This is a genomic window from Streptococcus oralis (genome assembly GCF_003944215.1).
GTDB lineage: Bacteria > Bacillota > Bacilli > Lactobacillales > Streptococcaceae > Streptococcus > Streptococcus oralis_BI.
Genome location: NZ_RJVZ01000003.1, coordinates 148,073 through 167,399, shown reverse-complemented (window position 1 = coordinate 167,399; position 19,327 = coordinate 148,073). Strand labels below are relative to the sequence as shown.

The window sequence follows — 19,327 nt, the reverse complement described above, 5'->3', positions numbered from 1 at the left end:
AGTATGCCAATTACATCATTAGAAATTAAAGATAAAACCTTTTCTACGAAATTCAGAGGGTTTGATCCAGAAGAAGTAGATGAATTTCTTGATATTGTTGTTCGTGATTACGAGGACTTAGTTCGCAATAATCACGAAATGGAAAGACACATTAGAAGTTTAGAAGAGCGCTTATCTTACTTTGATGAGATGAAGGATTCGTTGAGCCAGTCTGTTTTGATTGCTCAAGATACGGCTGAGCGTGTAAAGCAAGCTGCTCAAGAGCGCTCAAACAACATTATTCAACAGGCTGAGCAAGATGCCCAGCGCCTTCTTGAAGAGGCAAAATACAAGGCTAATGAAATCCTACGTCAGGCAACAGATAATGCTAAGAAAGTAGCTGTTGAGACAGAAGAGTTGAAGAACAAGAGTCGTGTATTCCATCAACGCCTCAAGTCTACGATTGAGAGCCAGTTGGCAATTGTCGAATCTTCAGATTGGGAAGACATTCTTCGTCCGACTGCGACTTATCTCCAAACAAGTGATGAAGCCTTTAAGGAAGTTGTAGGAGAGGTCTTGGGAGAAGCTGTTCCTTCGCAACCAGAAGAAGAGCCGATTGATGTGACTCGCCAATTTTCACCTGAAGAAATGGCGGAGTTACAAGCCCGCATCGAAGCAGGTAACAAAGAATTAGCTGAGTTTGAAGCTCAGCAGGCTAACAGTCAAGCGGAAAATCATGTGTTAGACATTGATATGCTTGTAGAAGAGATACAGTCTCATTCAGTTGAGTCACAACATAAGGATTCAGAAATCGTGACAGAGTATTTATCAGTATCGCCATCAGCAACTGGAACAGCTTCTTCAACTACTGGACATGAAGGACAACAAGAATCCGTTACAATATTATAAGAAATAAATGTGAGAACAAGATCTGACCAACTATATTTTCAGCGAGTAGGAGATGGTGTGAGTCCTGCAATCCCTAGTGGTGAGATTATCCTCTCAACGAATCCAGTCTGAAAGCAGTAAGATTGGACGTTTCCCACGTTACGGGACAAGAGGGGAAAAGACAAAGTCTTTTTCCGAACAAAGGTGGTACCACGATTTTCGTCCTTTTTAGCGATTCGTGGTTTTTAATTTGTTAATATTTATAAAGGAGATACCATGAAACTCAAAGATACCCTTAACCTTGGGAAAACAGCTTTCCCAATGCGAGCAGGACTTCCTACCAAAGAGCCAGTTTGGCAAAAGGAATGGGAAGATGCAAAACTTTACCAACGCCGTCAAGAATTGAACCAAGGAAAACCGCATTTCACCTTGCACGATGGACCTCCCTATGCCAACGGAAATATCCACGTTGGACATGCCATGAACAAGATTTCTAAAGATATTATTGTTCGTTCAAAATCCATGTCAGGTTTTTATGCGCCTTATATTCCAGGTTGGGATACACATGGTCTACCAATCGAGCAAGTTTTGGCAAAACAAGGTGTCAAACGCAAAGAAATGGACTTGGTTGAGTACTTGAAACTTTGCCGTGATTACGCTCTTTCCCAAGTAGATAAACAACGTGAAGACTTTAAACGTTTGGGTGTTTCTGGTGACTGGGAAAATCCTTATGTGACTTTGACTCCAGACTATGAAGCAGCTCAAATCCGTGTCTTTGGTGAAATGGCAAACAAAGGCTATATCTACCGTGGTGCCAAGCCAGTTTACTGGTCATGGTCATCTGAGTCAGCCCTTGCAGAAGCGGAAATTGAATACCATGACTTGCTTTCAACTTCCCTTTACTATGCTAACCGCGTCAAAGATGGAAAAGGTGTACTAGATACAGATACTTACATCGTTGTCTGGACAACAACTCCATTTACCATCACAGCTTCTCGTGGGTTAACTGTTGGAGCAGATATTGATTATGTATTGGTACAACCAGCTGGCGAATCTCGTAAGTTTGTGGTTGCTGCAGAATTGTTGAACAGCCTTTCTGAGAAATTTGGCTGGACTGATGTTCAGGTTTTGACTACCTACCGTGGTCAAGAATTGAATAAAATTGTGACAGCTCACCCATGGGATACAGCTGTAGATGAGTTGGTGATTCTTGGTGACCACGTTACGACTGACTCTGGTACAGGTATCGTCCATACAGCTCCAGGTTTTGGTGAGGATGACTACAATGTCGGTGTTGCCAACGGTCTTGAAGTTGCTGTAACAGTTAACGAACGCGGTATTATGATGGCCAATGCTGGCTCTGACTTTGAAGGTCAATTCTATGACAAGGTTGTACCAACTGTTATCGAAAAACTGGGCGATTTGCTCCTTGCTCAAGAAGAAATTTCACACTCATACCCATTTGACTGGCGTACGAAAAAACCAATCATCTGGCGTGCAGTACCACAATGGTTTGCCTCTGTATCAAAATTCCGCCAAGAAATCTTGGACGAAATTGAAAAAGTGAAATTCCATTCAGAATGGGGTAAAGTGCGCCTTTACAACATGATCCGTGATCGTGGGGACTGGGTCATCTCTCGTCAACGTGCTTGGGGAGTTCCACTTCCTATCTTCTATGCAGAAGACGGTACACCAATCATGACAGCTGAAACGATCGAGCACGTGGCTCAACTCTTTGAGGAACACGGTTCTATCATCTGGTGGGAACGTGATGCCAAAGACCTCTTGCCAGAAGGATTTACGCATCCAGGTTCACCAAATGGCGAGTTCAAGAAAGAAACAGACATCATGGACGTATGGTTCGACTCAGGTTCGTCATGGAATGGAGTGGTGGTCAACCGTCCAGAACTCAAATACCCAGCAGATCTTTACCTGGAAGGTTCTGACCAATACCGTGGTTGGTTCAACTCTTCACTCATCACATCAGTTGCCAACCATGGCGTGGCTCCTTACAAACAAATCTTATCACAAGGTTTTGCCCTTGATGGTAAAGGTGAGAAGATGTCTAAATCCCTTGGAAATACGATTGCTCCAAGCGATGTAGAAAAACAATTTGGTGCGGAAATCTTGCGCCTCTGGGTAACAAGTGTAGACTCAAGCAACGACGTGCGTATTTCTATGGATATCTTGAGCCAAGTCTCTGAAACCTACCGTAAGATCCGTAACACCCTTCGTTTCTTGATTGCCAATACATCTGACTTTAACCCAGCTGTGGATGCTGTAGCTTATGAAGAACTTCGTTCTGTTGATAAGTATATGACCATCCGATTTAACCAACTTGTTAAGACTATTCGTGATGCTTATGCTGACTTTGAATTCTTAACCATCTACAAGGCCTTGGTGAACTTTATCAACGTTGACTTGTCAGCCTTCTACCTTGATTTTGCGAAAGACGTTGTTTACATCGAAGGTGCCAAATCACTCGAACGCCGTCAAATGCAAACAGTATTCTATGACATTCTTGTGAAAATCACCAAACTCTTGACACCAATCCTTCCTCACACTGCGGAAGAAATCTGGTCATATCTTGAGTTTGAAGCTGAAGACTTCGTTCAATTGACAGAACTACCAGAAGCTCAAACATTTGCTAATCAAGAGGAAATCTTGGACACATGGGCAGCCTTCATGGACTTCCGTGGACAGGCTCAAAAAGCCTTGGAAGAAGCTCGTAATGCAAAAGTTATCGGGAAATCACTCGAAGCTCACTTGACAGTTTATCCAAATGAAGTCGTGAAAACTCTTCTTGGAGCGGTGGATAGCAATGTAGCTCAACTCTTGATCGTGTCAGACTTGACTATTGCAGAAGGACCAGCTCCAGAAGGCGCAGTTAGCTTTGAGGATGTAGCTTTCACAGTTGAACGTGCTGCAGGTGAAGTATGTGACCGTTGCCGTCGTATCGATCTAACTACTGCTGAACGCAGTTACCATGCAGTTATCTGTGACCACTGTGCAAGCATCGTCGAAGAAAACTTTGCGGATGCAGTCGCAGAAGGATTTGAAGCGAAATAATCAGAAAGAGACTGAGAAAGGTCGCTAAAATCATAAAAACGCGTAATATCAAGAGTTCAAGTGCTTTGATATTATGCGTTTTATCATGGGAAAATTTACTAGTCCATTTCCTCAAATGAAGTTCTTCCTGGCCTGTCTGTGTAGATAATTAACATAATCAACTATTCAGTTTTCTCATAATTTTATATTTCCACTAATTATAAAGAGACTATCGAACTTAAAATTATTTTTTGAAAATCAATATTTATTATAAAATTTTATAAGACTGTTTAATTTTTAGATAAATTATGATAGAACAATACCTATAAAAATTTTAAGGAGATTATTGTGAAAATAAATACACTTGCTCGTGTCAACGCTATTTTTGGTCTTATTTCAGGAATTGTATTGCTTTTAGGGCCAGTCATCATGTTTATCATGGCTATTGGAGCTGCTGCGGCAACTGAAGACGCAGATGTAACGGTTGGGACATTGACAGGGCTCTCAATTATTTTGTCATTGGTTTAAATTGCTGTTTTAGTATTGGGAATTGTGGCTATAGTTTATTATAAAGATGATGAACGTGTTACGAATGCACCTTCTGTTTTGCTCATTGTAGGTGGTGCGGTCGGCTTGATTCCATTTTTGGGATGGGTAGGTGGAATTCTAACCATTATTGGTGGTTCACTTTACTTTGGAACATTGAAAAAATTTGTAATTGAAGAGTAGTAGTTTTCCAATTATTTGGACGGGACTATTTCATCGTCTATCGAGAACAATTATGATAGTGTGATAAAGAGAAGACTGATAAGCTCTTCTCTTTTTAGTTGATTTTGACTAGCTTTTTTGTGAAAAATTGTGTAAAATAGAATAGATAAACGAGGGAAACCTCGAAAAATAAAAGGAGAATCCATCTAATGGTAAAATTGGTTTTTGCTCGCCACGGTGAGTCTGAATGGAACAAAGCTAACCTTTTCACTGGTTGGGCTGATGTTGATTTGTCTGAAAAAGGTACACAACAAGCGATTGACGCTGGTAAATTGATCAAAGAAGCTGGTATCGAATTTGACCAAGCTTACACTTCAGTATTGAAACGTGCGATCAAAACTACAAACTTGGCTCTTGAAGCTGCTGACCAATTGTGGGTTCCAGTTGAAAAATCATGGCGCTTGAACGAACGTCACTACGGTGGTTTGACTGGTAAAAATAAGGCTGAAGCTGCTGAACAATTTGGTGATGAGCAAGTTCACATCTGGCGTCGTTCATACGATGTATTGCCTCCAAACATGGATCGTGATGATGAGCACTCAGCTCACACTGACCGTCGTTACGCTTCACTTGACGACTCAGTCATTCCAGATGCTGAAAACTTGAAAGTGACTTTGGAACGTGCCCTTCCATTCTGGGAAGACAAAATCGCTCCAGCACTTAAAGATGGTAAAAACGTATTCGTAGGAGCTCACGGTAACTCAATCCGTGCCCTTGTAAAACACATCAAACGCTTGTCAGACGACGAAATCATAGACGTGGAAATCCCTAACTTCCCACCATTGGTATTCGAATTCGACGAAAAATTGAACGTGGTTTCTGAATACTACCTTGGAAAATAATCTATAAACAGAAAGCCTAGGAATTCCTAGGCTTTTTTGTGTTTGCTTCTAGTTTTCAACTAGTTAAAAAAGCGTTATAATGATAGTAAAGAGTGACTTGATTGTAAGAAAGAGGGAAGGACGATGGCCTATATTGAAATGAAACACAGTTACAAGCGTTACCAGGTTGGGGATACGGAGATTGTGGCTAATCGTGATGTGAATTTTGAAATCGAAAAAGGGGAGCTGGTTATCATACTTGGCGCTTCAGGTGCTGGAAAATCAACCGTTCTCAATCTCCTAGGAGGTATGGATACCAATGATGAGGGGGAGATTTGGATTGATGGTGCCAATATCGCCAACTATGATTCCCACCAACGAACAAACTATCGTCGTGAAGATGTAGGTTTCGTTTTTCAGTTTTACAATCTGGTCTCCAATCTGACAGCCAAGGAAAACGTGGAATTGGCCTCAGAAATTGTGACAGATGCCTTGGATCCTGAGCAGATCTTGACAGACGTAGGTCTGGCTCATCGGCTCAATAACTTTCCAGCCCAGCTTTCTGGAGGGGAGCAACAACGAGTCTCCATCGCACGCGCAGTAGCCAAGAATCCCAAAATCCTTCTCTGTGACGAACCTACAGGTGCCTTGGATTATCAGACGGGGAAGCAAGTCTTGAAGATTCTCCAAGACATGTCTCGTCAAAAGGGGGCAACAGTGATTATCGTGACCCACAATAGCGCGCTAGCTCCTATCGCAGATCGGGTGATTCACATGCGTGATGCTACGGTTAAGAGCGTAACAATCAATGAGCATCCACAGGATATTGATACATTGGAGTATTAGTATGAAAAAAACATATCGAAAAGATTTGCTTCAGTCGGTGATTGCTTCCAAGGGACGCTTTGCTTCTATCCTGACCTTGATGATGCTGGGTTCTTTAGCCCTTGTTGGTCTCAAAGTGGCCAGTCCAAATATGGAACGCACGGCTGAGGATTATCTCCGTAAAGCCAATACTTTGGATCTGGCAGTGATAGCTGATTATGGCTTGGACAAAGAAGATCAGGAGGAACTAAAGACCCTTCAAGGAGCAAGTGTTGAGTTTGGCTATATGGCAGACCTAACCGTTGAAAATAGTGAAGAGGCAGTTCGACTTTATTCCAAACCAGAGAGCATTTCAACCTTTCAAGTGACAGAAGGGCGACTGCCAGAAGCTGATGGGGAAATTGCCTTGGCTGATTTCTGGAAAGACCGCTATCAGATTGGAGAGACCATTACCTTTACTAAGAAAGAAGAAAAGTCCGTCCTAAAATCCCAAACTTTCACAATTACTGGATTTGTTCAGTCGGGTGAGATGCTTTCTCAAAAAGACTTAGGGAGTGCTAGCAGTGGAAATGGAAGCTTGGCTGGCTATGGAGTGATTGTAGCCAGTCAGTTTGATACAGATGTTTATAGCATTGCGCGTGTGCGCTATGATGATTTAAAAAATCTGGATGCTTTTTCATCAGACTATAGGAGCAAACGAGATCAACATCAGGAAGAATTACAAGACTTGCTAGCTGATAATGGTCAAAAAAGATTGGCAGGTATCAAAGCAAATGGGCAAAAGAGCTTGGAAGAGGGGAAAGAACAGCTCCAAACTGCTGAAAGCAACTTTCAAAATGGCAAGAGTCAGTTAGAGCAGGCCGAAAGTCGCTTGAAAACGCAAGAAGAACAAGCGACCGCTTTACCAGAACCGCAAAAGAGTCAAGCTAAGGGACAGCTGACAAAAGCTAAGGAAGAACTGGCGACTAAAAAAGAAAAACTGACTCAGACAGAGAGTGATCTAACTAAGGAAAAAGAGAAGCTTGAACAGCGTCAGAAAGACCTTGATGAACTGGCAGAGCCGAAATACCACGTATACAATCGCCAAACCATGCCAGGTGGTCAAGGCTATCTCATGTACAGTAACGCTTCAGCAAGCATTCGTTCTGTTGGGAATATCTTCCCCGTGGTGCTTTATATGGTTGCTGCAATGGTGACCTTTACAACGATGACTCGCTTTGTGGATGAAGAACGCATCAATGCAGGTATTTTTAAGGCCTTGGGTTACAGGAACCGAGATATAGTTGCAAAGTTTGTCCTCTATGGTTTTCTTGCAGGAACTGTGGGAACCATTATAGGAACGCTTCTTGGACATTATCTCCTTGCAGGCGTGATTTCGGAAGTTATAACAGCAGGAATGGTCGTTGGGAAAAGCCAGGAGTATTTTTACTGGTCTTATAGCCTCCTTGCCCTAGCCTTGAGTTGGGTATCCAGTGTCTTGCCAGCTTATCTGGTGGCGCGGAGGGAATTACACGATGAAGCAGCCCAACTCTTACTTCCCAAACCTCCCGTTAAGGGATCAAAAATTTTACTGGAAAGGTTGATCTTTATTTGGAGCCGTTTGAACTTCACTCATAAGGTTACAGCGCGAAATATTTTCCGTTATAAGCAACGGATGTTGATGACCATTTTTGGAGTTGCAGGTTCGGTGGCTCTCTTATTTGCAGGTCTTGGCATTCAGTCTTCTGTAGGAGGAGTTGTCGAGCGTCAATTTGAACAAATCCAGCAATACCAGATGATTGTAGCGGAAAAGAGCAGTGCGACGGAGCAAGAAAAAGCAGATTTAGAAAGTACCTTGCAAGCGGACCGTATCCATGCTTATCAAAAGATTTACTCTAAATCCATTGAAAAAGATTTCAAAGGAAAAGCAGGACTTCAGACTATCACCATGATGGTCACAAGCAGAGAAAATTTCAAGCCCTTTATCGCTTTACAGGAAAATGGGCGAGAGGTGCAGGTCACTGATGGAGCGGTCTTAAGTCAAAAACTAGCTCAACTAGCAGGTGTTAAGGTTGGGGATAAGCTGGAGCTTGATGGGAAGGAAATCAGGGTCGCGGCTATTTCTGAAAACTATGTTGGACACTTTGTTTATCTCAAACGAGACACATACGAACAAGTCTACGGCACTAGTCCACAAGACAATACCTACCTAGTAAAATTAAAAGATCCAACACCTTCCAATACGGAGAAAGAGGCTGCTACCTTTATGGAAAAACCTGCTGTTTCTGGGGTCGTCCAAAATGCGACGGCCATACATCTATTTGAATCCGTGGCTAGTTCGCTTAATAAAACTATGGCAATCCTTGTCCTTGTTTCCGTCTTACTAGCCATTGTCATTCTCTACAATCTCACTAACATCAATGTTGCAGAACGTATCCGTGAACTTTCCACTATTAAGGTTCTCGGTTTCCATAATAAAGAAGTGACCCTCTATATCTACCGCGAGACTATGGTGCTGTCCCTTGTGGGGATTGTTTTCGGTTTGCTAGCTGGCTACTATTTACATCAATTTTTGATACAAATGATTTCACCAGCCACCATACTTTTTTATCCACAAGTCAGCTGGGAAGTCTATGCTCTTCCAATCGTCGCAGTGGCTGTAATTTTAGCCTTACTGGGGGTCTTTGTCAATCACCACTTGAGAAAAGTGGATATGCTCGAAGCCCTGAAATCAGTAGAGTAATTCACGGTTTTAAACAGTAAATCAGTTGACAAAGTCTCTGCTTCTTGGTAGAATAAGAACTGTCGTAAAGACAAATAACTTCTTCTTGGTTACAGGCATGCCAACCTGTCACTCGGATGAAGCCAAATAAAAAGGAGAAATATCATGGCAATCTCAAAAGAGAAAAAAAATGAAATCATCGCGCAATATGCACGTCACGAAGGTGATACAGGTTCAGTAGAGGTTCAAGTTGCTGTCCTTACTTGGGAAATCAACCACCTTAACGAACACATCAAACAACACAAAAAAGACCACGCTACTTACCGTGGATTGATGAAGAAAATCGGTCGCCGTCGTAACTTGCTTGCATACTTGCGTAAGAACGACGTTAACCGTTACCGTGAGTTGATTAACTCTCTAGGACTTCGTCGCTAATCTGCTTTATTTTCCACTTACATTGCGTTGTCACCTTACCTCGATATACTCAAGTATAATCTTCGGTTACGGTTCCTAGCACTGTAAGGTAAAATAAACCAGATCATCTCCCTTCGGGGAGATTTTTTGTTTCACTAACATTTTTGTACAATCTTCGGCTTGCCGCCTAGTCTACAAACGTTTTATCCAGCAAGAATTATGATGCTAAGGGCGCCAAAAATCCGTATGAAAATAGGGAAAGGACACAGTGTTCGATGAACACAAGGAGTTTTATCTTTTTCACTAGGATTTTAGCCCGAGCTCAAATCAGCTCTCTGATATTCAGAGGGCTTTTTTATTGAGGTTTTATCGGTCACAATTTTGGAGACTACAAAAACCTCAAATAGTATCAGCTAATTACACCATAAAGGTGCGCATCTACTCGGCTTGAAAAGTCGAGTAGCTGTCTGCAAGCCCCCTCGGAGAGCCCACACTTTACGAAGTAAAGTATAGTATGTTATACTTTACATGGAAGTAGTCACCGAATTTCAGTTAGAAATTACTTTGTAACTACGTTTTGAGGAGGAGTAAAATGCTTTCCTACGTTCGACATTACCCACTAGCGATAGCTAAATTAATGTGTCTGTGCTCTCCTAAAATCTGCTGATTTATTACTGACTAATACAGGAGGCTTTTATGGGACAGACAATCATATCTGCTATTGGTGTTTATATTTCCACCAGTATCGATTATTTAATTATTTTAATTATTTTATTTGCACAGCTATCACAGAATAAACAGAAATGGCATATTTATGCGGGGCAATATCTAGGAATAGGCTTACTTGTAGGGGCGAGTTTAGTTGCTGCTTATGTCGTTAATTTCGTGCCTGAAGAATGGATGGTTGGATTGCTTGGTTTAATCCCTATCTATTTAGGGATTCGCTTTGCAATTGTTGGAGAAGGTGAGGAAGAAGAGGAAGAAATTATTGAAAGATTAGAACAAAGCAAGGCAAATCAACTGTTTTGGACAGTTACATTGCTGACAATTGCGTCTGGCGGAGATAATTTAGGTATCTATATACCTTATTTTGCTTCGTTAGATTGGTCACAGACCCTCGTGGCGTTGCTTGTGTTTGTAATCGGCATAATTATCTTTTGCGAGATTAGTCGGATGTTATCCTCTATTCCGTTAATATTCGAGACAATTGAAAAATACGAGCGAATCATTGTGCCCTTAGTATTCATTCTACTTGGACTATACATCATGTATGAAAATGGCACGATAGAGACTTTTCTGATCGTGTAGATTTTTTTGTTTCACTAGGATTTTAGCCCGGGCTCAAATCAGCTCTCTAATTTTAGAGGGCTTTTTATGTTGTCACTTTACCTCGATATACCCAAGTATAATCTTCGGTTACGATTATTAGCACTGTAAGACCAACTATATTTATTTTTCTCATCTTGTTCCATTGTTGAAAATATGGTATACTTTTCATGAGAATTTTCTAAATTTTTAAGATTCTATCAAAGGAGGTTTGCATGCTTTCCAAATTTTCTGGAAGCCGACGGGACCTGCAATTTGTGTTACTTTTAGGTATTTTGCTAGTTGTTTTAGGTATTTCCCTCTTTCTAGCAGTTTCTATGGGATCCGTTTCGATTGATCTAGGAGATACCTATCGGATCATTTTGAGCAGATTGGGATTCCCTCTTGAGATAGGAGAGGTTTCCAAGTCTACTCTTGCCATTGTATGGAACATGAGATTCCCCCGAGTATTGTTAGGTCTGATAGTAGGGGCTGGTCTTTCTATGTGTGGTAGCGTGATGCAGTCTACAGTGAACAATCCCATCGCAGAGCCCTATGTCTTAGGCATCTCTGCGGGTGCAACTCTAGGGGCAACTTTGAGCATCATTCTTGGTTTAAAATTGGTGATTAGCCTTGGAGCTTTCCTTGGAGCTATTTTGGCAACAATTGCTGTCCTCATCATTGCCTCTATGCAGGGAAGGATGACGACTTCTAGTCTGATCTTATCAGGAACGGTGGTCAATGCTCTTTTTCTGGCATTTTCCAACTTTATTATCTCAGTGGGTGCTAATGCTGACAGTGTGATGACCATTAAGTTTTGGACCATGGGTTCGCTTGCAGGGACTACCTGGTCTGACTTAGTTCTGCCAACTGTAGTAGTAGGAATGGCCTTTCTATTTTTCTCTACTCAGTATCGTGTTTTTAATGCGATGATGATGGGAGATGAGGCTGCTTTAACTTTGGGCATTCCCTTACGCTTCTATTGGTATCTTTATGTGACCATGGTGGCTGTGCTAACAGCAGTCTTAGTGGCAACCTGTGGGATTATTGGATTTGTTGGTCTAATTACTCCTCACTTAGCTCGAGGGTTAGTAGGAACGAATTACAGGAGACTTTTTCCTGTTGCGACCTTGCTGGGTGCCCTCTTTGTCATCTGGGCAGATGTACTCTCTCGTATCACCATTCCAAATGCTGAGTTGCCTATTGGTATTTTCACAGCCTTAGTAGGTGCTCCCTTCTTTATCTACATTGTTGGAGGTAGGCGAAGGGAGGTGAGGGCCTGATATGGACTTGATTTGTCAGGATGTCCACTTTGGACTAGGAGAGAAAAAAATCCTAAAAGGAGTTTCTCTTAAGGTTGAAGGGCATCAATTTCACACGATACTAGGACCAAATGGAAGTGGAAAAACCAGCCTGCTTAAACTCCTCTATCGTCAGGAAAAGGCGGACAAAGGCTTGATAAGCCTAGATGGAAAGCCACTAGAGCATTGGTCACTCAAAGAAACGGCTAAGCAGATGGCAGTTGTAACCCAGTTTAATCAATTGCAGTTTGATTGTACAGTTGAGGAAATCGTCTTGCTGGGAAGAACTCCCCACCTCTCTTTTTTACAGAAGGAAAAGGAAAGGGATTATGCCCTTGTTCAAGATGCTCTCGTCAAGGTGGATATGCTTGAGAAGAAAACTCGTCTCTATTCGTCCCTGTCAGGGGGGGAGAAACAACGAGTCTTATTAGCCCGCGCCTTGGCGCAAGAACCGACTCTCTTGCTTCTGGACGAACCAACCAATCACCTGGATATCAAGTACCAGCTAGACTTGTTGGCCATTGTGAAGAATCTCAAGGTCAATGTTTTAGCTGTCCTACATGATATTCAACTTGCTTGTCGCTATTCGGATTATCTCTATCTGATGAAAGAGGGGGAAATCCTTTACCAAGGGACTCCAAAGGAGACCATCACCCCTGAGTCATTGCAAACTGTATACGGAGTTCAAAGTCAGGTTACTTGGACCGAGGATCAGCAAGCTATGATTCACTATTTATAAGAATGAAAAGGAAAACAAGATGAAAAAAACACTAAGCATTTTACTCATAACAGTAGCTACCTTAACCATGGCAGCTTGTGGCAATTCTACTACAGAAAAAACTATCACACAGTCTAGCACAGAAACAAGTCAAAAGGCCAGCACAGAGACGACTTATCCGTTAACGGTCAAGACCTATGATGCTAAGGGAAATGAAGTCGAACAAGTCTTTGACAAGGCACCTGAAAAAGTTATCACCAATAATCTTTCAACCACTGAAATCTTATTGGAGCTAGGCTTGAAGGATAAAATTGCTGGCATGCTTAACCCTGATAATGCTGTGACGGACAAATACAAAGACGCGATTGCGACTATTCCTCAAATTGGGGATAAAAAAACAGTCTCTCAAGAGACAGTCCTTTCTTATGAGCCAGATGCTGTGATGGGTCGAAACATGATGTTTTCTGAAAAATCCTTGGGGACAGTTAGCACTTGGAATGAAAACAAAATCCCAGTCTATACGCAAAAAGCTTCTCTCTCAACGATTCAGCAAGATTTGGGAAATATTGTAGAAGATGTCAAAAATCTTGGAATGATTTTCAATGTTCAGGACAAGGCCAATGAATACGCAGCCCAGTTACAAGCTAAAATTGACGCTGTTAAGAAAGCAAACCCAGCAAGTCAAGGCGAAAAGAAAAAGGCTTTGATTATGGTTGCTTATAATGACGAAACCTTCGGTGCTTACAAGTCTGCTTTGCAAGAGAGCTTGTTGAATCAACTTGGTTATACCAACGTCGCAACGGGAACATCAGGCTTGACCTTGGAAAATCTCGTGTCAATGGATCCTGAGTTGATTATCTATGTGACCAGCGACCGCAATAAAAAATTGGATGCCAACGCAGTAGAGTTGATGAAGAAAAATGCTGTTTTGGAAAATGTTCCTGCTATTAAGAATCAAAAAATCATGACTATCTCTTACGATGAGTTGATGGACTATGGTCCAGCAGTGATTGATTCCCTTGAGAAAATCAATGACTTTATCAATAAATAATGAGTTTGATTGGGAAGGGATCCAAGTTAAGGTCAGCCTTCCTTCGATCTATGATCCCAATCAAACCTATCCAGCGATTCTCTTGAATGATGGAGACTTGGATTTCCTATCTTCCCTTTCTGAATCTGTGATTTTAGTGGGCCTGTCCTCTAAAAATCGCCTAGACGACTACACTCCATGGAAGGCATCTGCTCTGAGAGATGGGACTCCAGATTTTGGCGGTCAGGCAAATGCCTATCATGGTCATTTATTTGGAGGTCTTTTAGACAAGTTGCAGTCACTTTATCGCCTGGACAAAGATCATCTTGCCTATGGAGGGTATTCACTGGGAGGTTTGGCGGCAGTATACAGTCTTTTCGGATTTGACAAGGTCTCCTGTGTCTTCTCGATTTGCGGTTCCTTTTGGTATCCTGATTTTGTGGCTTACTGCAAGGAACAAAAGTTGAAGAATCTGGACTGCTTGCTGTATATACTAAATGGTCAAACAGAAGGAGCGCAACATACCAATCGCTTGGCTCAAGCACCAGTCTATGCTGAGCGGATTCATACCAGTCTTCAGAAGCGCTATCCGACTGGTCAGTTTGTCTTTGATACTTATGGGCATCATGAACAAGTGGCTGAGCGATTTGTGGCTTTTTCTAACTGGTTGACAAAGAAATGGAAAATCGAATAAAAGAATTATCCCTTGGCAAAAGACAAGGGATAATTGTATTTTTTAACCAAGAGACTCTCTCTTTTTATCTGGATTCCAGATAAAGCTTGCGATAAAGCTAAAGATAATCGTTAGGATACCAACAAGCACTGCAAGGATAAGGGCAGGGATGCGGACAAACCACCAGAGTGGGTTTGGTTTTTGATCGTTGTTCCATTGTTTGGTTTCTTCATCCAAACGTTGGAATTCTGCTTGGATACGATCTGCAACCATTTCGATCCCCTCATCATTCATTTTCTTGATATCTGAGATATCGATAGGATTTCCAAAGTTCATATCGACACGTTCACGACTAACCAAGCCTTTCAAGGTCATGGGACCTGTGTAGGTGACAGGCATGATACGGACCTTGGCCATTTTGGCAATCAAGGCTACGCCCCCCTTGACATCGTTTGAGTGGCGGCTCCCACTTGGAAACATGATGAGAGAACGGTCACTTTTTTTGAGGACATTGATAGGGTATTTGATGGCAGAAGCGCTAGGATTTTCCCGGTCGATAGGAAAGGCCCCACACATACGGATCCACCAGCCAAATATGCGGTTGTTAAAAAGCTCTTTTTTGGCCATAAAGATGAACTGTTTTGGCTTGGTCGCAAAAGCCATGTAAACAGGATCCCACCATGTACGATGAGGAGCGACGAGGATATAGTTTTCGTCTAGGCTAGGGATTTTATCAGTATTGTGATAGTGGGCATTGCCGTTGATGGACCACAAGATCAGCATGACTAGTCCACGCAAATAAGTATAAAACATGAGAACTCCTTCGATTATCTTGCTTTTATTATTATACCTTATCGAAAGACTACTGGCAAACTTTTTCAGTTATCAGTGGAGATATTTTGGATGAGATTAGAATTCTGCTAGAAAAAATGATATGATAGAATTTATGGATAAAAATAAGATAATGGGATTAACCCAAAGAGAAGTCAAGGAAAGACAGGCTCAAGGTTTGGTCAATGACTTTACCACATCAGCCAGTACCAGTACTTGGCAAATCATCAAACGAAATGTTTTTACACTTTTTAACGCTTTAAACTTTGCCATTGCTTTGGCGCTAGCTTTTGTGCAGGCTTGGAGCAATTTGGTCTTCTTTGCTGTTATCTGCTTTAACGCTTTTTCTGGAATTGTGACCGAGCTACGGGCCAAACACATGGTGGACAAGCTTAATCTCATGACCAAGGAAAAGGTCAAGACTATTCGTGATGGCCAAGAAGTGGTTCTGAATCCTGAAGAATTGATGTTAGGAGATGTCATTCGTTTGTCTGCAGGAGAGCAGATTCCTAGTGATGCCTTGGTTCTGGAAGGCTTTGCGGAAGTCAATGAAGCCATGTTGACGGGTGAGAGTGATTTGGTGCAAAAGGAAGTTGACGCCTTGCTTTTATCAGGAAGTTTCCTAGCCAGTGGCGCAGTTTTGGCTCAAGTTCACCATGTCGGTGCAGACAACTATGCTGCTAAACTCATGCTGGAAGCCAAGACTGTGAAACCCATCAACTCCCGCATTATGAAATCGCTGGACAAGCTAGCAGGCTTTACTGGGAAGATTATCATTCCCTTTGGTCTAGCTCTCCTTCTAGAAGCCTTGATGTTAAAAGGCTTGCCCCTCAAGTCATCCGTTGTAAATTCATCGACAGCCCTTTTGGGAATGTTGCCCAAGGGAATCGCCCTTTTGACCATTACTTCACTCTTGACTGCGGTGATCAAGCTGGGCTTGAAAAAAGTTTTAGTGCAGGAGATGTACTCTGTCGAGACCTTGGCGCGCGTGGATATGCTCTGTCTGGATAAGACGGGCACTATCACCCAAGGAAAGATGCAGGTGGAGGCTGTTTTTCCGCTGACGGAAACTTATGGTGATGAGGCTATTACTAGCATTCTGACCAGTTATATGGCCCATAGTGAGGATAAAAATCCGACAGCTCAAGCCATTCGCCAGCGTTTCCAAGGACAGGTGGTCTATCCTATGCTTTCGAATCTTCCTTTCTCTAGCGACCGCAAGTGGGGATCTATGGAGTTGGAAGGGCTAGGAACGGTTTTCTTAGGTGCACCTGAGATGTTGCTTGAAAATGAAGTCCCTGAAGCCAGAGAGGCCTTGGAGAGAGGATCACGTGTCTTGGTCTTGGCACTCAGTCATGAAAAACTAAATCATCACAAACCACAGAAACCATCTGATATTCAGGCTCTGGCCTTGCTGGAGATTTTGGACCCCATTCGAGAAGGAGCAGCTGAGACGCTAGACTATCTCCGTTCTCAGGAAGTGGGCCTCAAAATCATTTCTGGGGACAATCCAGTCACTGTATCCAGCATTGCCCAGAAAGCTGGCTTTGTGGATTATCGCAGTTATGTAGATTGCTCAAAAATCACGGATGAGGAATTGATTGCCATGGCTGAAGAGACAGCTATTTTCGGACGTGTTTCCCCTCATCAAAAGAAACTTATCATCCAAACGCTTAAAAAAGTAGGGCATACAACAGCAATGACAGGGGACGGAGTCAATGATATCTTGGCCCTTCGTGAGGCGGATTGTTCTATCGTGATGGCTGAGGGAGATCCTGCGACTCGTCAGATTGCCAATTTGGTTCTCTTGAACTCAGACTTTAATGATGTTCCTGAGATTCTCTTTGAAGGTCGTCGCGTGGTCAATAACATTGCCCACATTGCACCGATTTTCTTGATAAAGACCATCTATTCTTTCTTGCTCGCTGTGATATGTATCGCCAGTGCTCTTCTGGGACGGTCTGAATGGATCTTGATTTTCCCTTTCATCCCAATCCAGATTACCATGATTGACCAGTTCGTGGAAGGTTTCCCACCATTCGTTCTGACTTTTGAGCGAAATATCAAACCTGTCGAGCCAAACTTCCTCAGAAGGTCTATGCTTCGTGCTCTACCAAGTGCACTTATGGTCGTGTTCAGCGTTCTTTTTGTCAAAATATTTGGAGCGAGTCAAGGTTGGTCTGAGTTAGAAATCTCAACCCTACTCTATTATCTCTTGGGCTCTATCGGATTCTTATCTGTATTTAGAGCCTGTATGCCATTCACCCTCTGGCGTGCCCTCTTGATTGTTTGGTCAGTAGGAGGCTTCCTGGCTACAGCTCTTTTCCCAAGAATCCAGAAACTGCTTGAAATTTCGACACTTACAGTACAAACATTCCCTGTTTACCTTGTCATGATGGCTGTCTTTACTGTGATATTTATCTTAACCAGTCGTTATCAAGCTAGAAAATAAAGAAAGACTGCAATCTGTGAATTGCGGCCTTTTTAGGTACAAGATTGCTAGCTGAAATGTGGTATAATAAGATGGAACAGAGTTTTGGAAAGTGAGAGAAGATGATTTCAAAGAGATTAGAATTGGTGGCGTCCTTTGTGCCCAAAGGTGCCGTGTTACTTGATGTGGGGAGTGACCATGCTTATCTGCCGATCGAGTTGGTAGAGAGAGGCCAAATTGAGCGTGCTATTGCTGGTGATGTGGTGGATGGCCCCTACCAGTCTGCGGTCAAGAATGTTGAAGCTCATGGTCTAAAGGAGAAAATCCAAGTCCGTTTAGCCAATGGCTTGGCAGCCTTTGAAGAGGCAGACCAAGTGTCGGTCATCACCATTGCTGGTATGGGAGGGCGTTTGATTGCGACTATATTAGAAGAAGGATTGGATAAACTTGCGAGTGTAGAACGTTTAATCCTCCAGCCCAATAATCGTGAAGACGACTTGCGTATCTGGTTGCAAGACCACGGTTTTCAGATTGTAGCAGAAAGCATTCTAGAAGAAGCTGGGAAGTTTTATGAAATTCTAGTTGTGGAAGCGGGACAAATGAAGCTATCAGCCAGTGATGTCCGCTTTGGTCCCTTCTTGTCCAAAGAAGTCAGTCCAGTCTTTATCCAAAAATGGCAAAAAGAAGCGGATAAGCTAGAGTTTGCCCTCAGTCAAATCCCAGAAAAAAATTTGGAGGAACGTCAAGTTCTAGTAGATAAAATTCAAGCCATCAAGGAGGTGCTCCATGCTAGCAAGTGAAGTAATACAAGCTTATGAAGGCTTTTGCCCACAGGAATTTTCAATGGAGGGTGACAGTCGTGGCCTGCAAATCGGTACTCTAGACAAGGATATCCAAAGGGTCATGGTTGCCCTCGATATGCGTGAAGAGACGGTGGCAGAGGCCATTGAAAAGGGTGTGGACTTGATTATCGTCAAGCACGCGCCTATTTTCCGTCCCATCAAGGACTTGGTTGCCAACCGTCCGCAAAATCAGATTTACATCGACCTGATCAAGCATGACATTGCAGTTTATGTCAGCCATACCAATATTGACATTGTTGAAAATGGTCTCAATGACTGGTTCTGTCAGATGCTAGGAATCGAGGAGACGACTTATCTGCAGGAAACAGGCCTAGAACGTGGAATTGGTCGTATTGGGAATATACAGCCTCAGACATTTGGGGAATTTGCCCAGCATGTCAAGCAAGTCTTTGGTCTGGATAGTCTTCGAATGGTGCATTATCAAGAGAGCGATTTGCAGAAGCCTATTTCAAGAGTGGCTATCTGTGGTGGTAGTGGCCAATCTTTCTATAAGGATGCTTTAGCTAAGGAAGCAGATGTCTATATTACTGGTGACATCTACTACCACACAGCTCAGGATATGTTGTCAGATGGCTTGTTGGCGCTGGACCCGGGCCACTATATCGAAATCCTTTTTGTCGAAAAAATTACTGCGCTCCTTGCCCAATGGAAGGCAGAAAAGGGCTGGCCTATTGAGATTTTGCCTAGTCAAGCATCGACCAATCCTTTCCACCATATCTAGTTAGGAAGTG

The 19,327-nt window shown here is 42.6% G+C and carries 15 protein-coding genes and 1 pseudogene; 15 read left to right on the top strand and 1 reads right to left on the bottom strand.

Annotated elements, in window-relative coordinates; all coding sequences use genetic code 11:
* Positions 1-3: 3 nt before the first annotated feature.
* The 12 genes and pseudogenes from D8804_RS02915 to D8804_RS02860 all read left to right on the top strand — a co-directional run bounded on the left by D8804_RS02915 (position 4) and on the right by D8804_RS02860 (position 14,492).
* Positions 4-888 (top strand): DivIVA domain-containing protein, encoded by an 885-nt coding sequence (locus tag D8804_RS02915; RefSeq protein ID WP_125398763.1) that lies wholly within the window; start codon positions 4-6, stop codon positions 886-888.
* 255 nt (positions 889-1,143) lie between these two features.
* A complete protein-coding gene (ileS, locus tag D8804_RS02910) occupies positions 1,144-3,936 on the top strand; it encodes an isoleucine--tRNA ligase (RefSeq protein ID WP_125398762.1) in 2,793 nt (930 codons plus the stop codon).
* Between the two features lie 327 nt (positions 3,937-4,263).
* A pseudogene (locus tag D8804_RS02905) lies at positions 4,264-4,644 on the top strand (hypothetical protein).
* A 188-nt stretch (positions 4,645-4,832) separates the two neighbouring features.
* Entirely contained in the window at positions 4,833-5,525 is a 693-nt protein-coding gene (locus tag D8804_RS02900) for a phosphoglycerate mutase (RefSeq protein WP_125398761.1), read from the top strand.
* A 123-nt stretch (positions 5,526-5,648) separates the two neighbouring features.
* A complete protein-coding gene (locus D8804_RS02895; protein ID WP_125398760.1) occupies positions 5,649-6,350 on the top strand; it encodes an ABC transporter ATP-binding protein in 702 nt (233 codons plus the stop codon).
* The gene (locus D8804_RS02890; protein WP_185774022.1) at positions 6,346-9,051 is read left to right on the top strand and encodes an FtsX-like permease family protein; all 2,706 of its coding nucleotides are present in this window, start codon (positions 6,346-6,348) and stop codon (positions 9,049-9,051) included. The genes D8804_RS02895 and D8804_RS02890 overlap by 5 nt, the downstream gene beginning before the upstream one ends.
* A 144-nt stretch (positions 9,052-9,195) precedes the next feature.
* Complete coding sequence (gene rpsO / locus D8804_RS02885) at positions 9,196-9,465, top strand: 30S ribosomal protein S15 (RefSeq protein ID WP_001018251.1); 270 nt, start codon at positions 9,196-9,198, stop codon at positions 9,463-9,465.
* Between the two features lie 675 nt (positions 9,466-10,140).
* Positions 10,141-10,752, top strand: a complete 612-nt coding sequence (locus D8804_RS02880) for a CadD family cadmium resistance transporter (protein ID WP_084920113.1) — start codon at positions 10,141-10,143, stop codon at positions 10,750-10,752.
* A gap of 233 nt (positions 10,753-10,985) precedes the next feature.
* Complete coding sequence (locus tag D8804_RS02875; RefSeq protein ID WP_125398758.1) at positions 10,986-12,032, top strand: FecCD family ABC transporter permease; 1,047 nt, start codon at positions 10,986-10,988, stop codon at positions 12,030-12,032.
* A 1-nt stretch (position 12,033) separates the two neighbouring features.
* Positions 12,034-12,789 (top strand): ABC transporter ATP-binding protein, encoded by a 756-nt coding sequence (locus tag D8804_RS02870; protein WP_000364120.1) that lies wholly within the window; start codon positions 12,034-12,036, stop codon positions 12,787-12,789.
* Positions 12,790-12,808: 19 nt separating this feature from the next.
* Positions 12,809-13,819, top strand: coding sequence for an ABC transporter substrate-binding protein (locus D8804_RS02865; RefSeq protein ID WP_125398757.1), 1,011 nt, complete (start codon positions 12,809-12,811; stop codon positions 13,817-13,819).
* The gene (locus D8804_RS02860; RefSeq protein WP_125398756.1) at positions 13,800-14,492 is read left to right on the top strand and encodes an alpha/beta hydrolase-fold protein; all 693 of its coding nucleotides are present in this window, start codon (positions 13,800-13,802) and stop codon (positions 14,490-14,492) included. The genes D8804_RS02865 and D8804_RS02860 overlap by 20 nt, the downstream gene beginning before the upstream one ends.
* Positions 14,493-14,534: 42 nt before the next feature.
* On the opposite strand, the gene D8804_RS02855 is transcribed toward D8804_RS02860, so the two are convergent.
* Entirely contained in the window at positions 14,535-15,284 is a 750-nt protein-coding gene (locus tag D8804_RS02855; RefSeq protein WP_125398755.1) for a lysophospholipid acyltransferase family protein, read from the bottom strand.
* 133 nt (positions 15,285-15,417) lie between these two features.
* Between D8804_RS02855 and D8804_RS02850 the strand changes: the two genes are divergently transcribed.
* The 3 genes from D8804_RS02850 to D8804_RS02840 all read left to right on the top strand — a co-directional run bounded on the left by D8804_RS02850 (position 15,418) and on the right by D8804_RS02840 (position 19,317).
* The gene (locus D8804_RS02850; protein ID WP_125398754.1) at positions 15,418-17,754 is read left to right on the top strand and encodes a cation-translocating P-type ATPase; all 2,337 of its coding nucleotides are present in this window, start codon (positions 15,418-15,420) and stop codon (positions 17,752-17,754) included.
* Positions 17,755-17,855: 101 nt separating this feature from the next.
* Positions 17,856-18,533: a tRNA (adenine(22)-N(1))-methyltransferase gene (locus D8804_RS02845; protein WP_125398753.1), complete on the top strand. Its 678-nt coding sequence runs from the start codon at positions 17,856-17,858 to the stop codon at positions 18,531-18,533.
* The gene (locus D8804_RS02840) at positions 18,520-19,317 is read left to right on the top strand and encodes a Nif3-like dinuclear metal center hexameric protein (protein WP_125398752.1); all 798 of its coding nucleotides are present in this window, start codon (positions 18,520-18,522) and stop codon (positions 19,315-19,317) included. Before D8804_RS02845 ends, D8804_RS02840 begins: the two co-directional genes overlap by 14 nt.
* The last annotated feature ends 10 nt before the right edge of the window (positions 19,318-19,327 follow it).